This is a genomic window from Azonexus caeni (assembly GCF_048146105.1).
Taxonomy (GTDB): Bacteria; Pseudomonadota; Gammaproteobacteria; order Burkholderiales; family Rhodocyclaceae; genus Azonexus; species Azonexus aromaticus_B.
In genome coordinates, this window is sequence record NZ_JBKJAD010000051.1 from 1 (window position 1) to 1,924 (window position 1,924).

1 protein-coding gene is annotated in these 1,924 nt (G+C 58.2%); it reads left to right on the plus strand.

All coding sequences use genetic code 11. The features are described 5' to 3' along the window. Positions 1-162: 162 nt before the first annotated feature. Positions 163-1,860 carry an IS1634 family transposase gene (locus ACLIIZ_RS21010; RefSeq protein ID WP_416695639.1) on the plus strand — a complete coding sequence of 566 codons (1,698 nt, stop codon included), beginning with the start codon at positions 163-165 and terminating at the stop codon, positions 1,858-1,860. Positions 1,861-1,924: the final 64 nt, after the last annotated feature.

Here is a 1,924-nt window from a genome sequence, read left to right on the forward strand (position 1 = left end):
TCCCGAGTTCGACAGTTCGAGCCCAAAAAAGGCCATTTTCGAGAAGTTGCCCACGCAGCCATGCGGGTTTCAAGGCGATTTTCCAAAAAAGTCGTGTAGTGGCACGTCGCTGGTTTTTTTGGCTATATTTGACAAGCATTTACTGGCTGGTAAAGTCTTGGCATGTTCCTCAAGATCACCCGCTCCGGTCCGCGCCAATATCTTCAGCTTGTCGAAGCTTTCCGCGACGACGCCGGCAAGGCCAAGCATCGCACCTTGGTTACGCTCGGGCGCCTGGATCAACTGACCGACAGCCTGGATTCCGTCATCTCCGGCCTGCTCAAGGTCACCGGTCGGCCGGATTTCCTGAATGCGCCATTGCCCGCAGTCGAGTTCGAATCGGCGCGTGCGCTCGGCAACGTCTGGGCGCTCAACGAACTGTGGGAATCGCTGGGCTTTGGCGAGCTGCGCCGTGTATTCGGCAAGACCCGGCACAGCATCGATGTCGAGGCACTGATTCGGGTCATGGTGTTCAATCGCCTGTGCGATCCGGAATCGAAACTCGGGGTGTTGCGCTGGTTGGATACGGTAGCGATGCCGGGCGTTGAGGTGGAATCGATCACCCACCAGCATCTGCTGCGCAGCATGGATGCTCTGGTCGATCATCAAACCGAGGTCGATGCCGTGGTTGCTAATCTTCTGCGTCCCTTGATCGACCAAGAATTGTCGGTGGTGTTCTACGACATGACCACCATTCGCACGGAAGGCACCTCTGACCAGGAAGGCGATGTCCGCCGGTTCGGCATGGCCAAGGAAGGCCTCATCGCTCGTCAGGTGATGCTCGGTGTGGTGCAAACGGGTGATGGTCTGCCGATCTACCACGAGGTGTTTGCCGGCAACACGGCGGAATCGCCGACGCTGTTGCCGACCTTGAAGACGGTGCTCGAACGCTTCCCTTCGATTCGCCGGGTGGTGCTGGTGGCCGATCGTGGCTTGCTGTCGCTGGATAACCTGGAGGAGCTGTCCGAGATCCGCCTGGAAAGCGGTGAGCCACTGGAATTCGTGCTGGCCGTTCCCGGCCGGCGCTACCGCGAATTTGCCGAACTGCTCAACACCTTTCAGGCGCAGTGCGTCGATGCCGAGCAGGAAATCGTCGCCGAATTGCCGTGGCGCGGCTTGCGTCTGGTTGTTGCGCACGATCCCGAAGTGGCCAAGGATGCCCAGGCATTGCGCCGCGAACGGATCGAGACACTGGAAGCCCAGGCGAGCGCGTGGGTCGGCAAGCTCGATGCGCAGGATGCCGGGGTGAAGGCTTGTGGCAAAAAGCTCTCTGACAGCGGCGCCAAGGCGCGGCTGTATCACGCGGTCAAGGAGGCCCATCTGGCGAACATCATCCGCGTTGATTTGAAGAATGAGCTCTTTGCCTACGAAATCGACCATGACGCGCTGGCGCTAGCTGAACTGATGGATGGCAAATTGCTGCTGGTAACCAATACGCCGGATTTGTCGCCGCAGGGCGTGGTTGACCGTTACAAGTCACTCGCTGATATCGAGCGCGGTTTCCGGGTGCTGAAATCGGAAATCGAGATCGGCCCGGTGTTTCATCGGCTGCCGGAGCGGATCAAGGCGCACGCCACCATTTGCTTTACTGCCCTGATCCTTTACCGCGTCATGCGACAGCGACTGAGCAGCGCCGATGCGCAACTGTCGCCGGAGCGGGCGCTGCAAGAGTTGCAGAAGCTTCAGCATCATCAGATTCGCATCAATCAGGCCGAACGGCCAGTCACTGGCATCTCTCGTCTCTCCGAAACACAGGACCGCGTTTTTGCCGCATTGAGATTGAAAAAACCGACGCAACCTCAGCAACTTTCTCTCTTGTAGTACACGTTTTTGAACTGCGGTTCATATGAAACAACAACTTACGCGTTTAACTGTCGAACTCGGG

Excerpts from the sequence above, each read along its gene's own strand:
- ACLIIZ_RS21010 (WP_416695639.1), top strand. The coding sequence starts at position 163 with ATGTTCCTCAAGATCACCCGCTCCGGTCCGCGCCAATATCTTCAGCTT.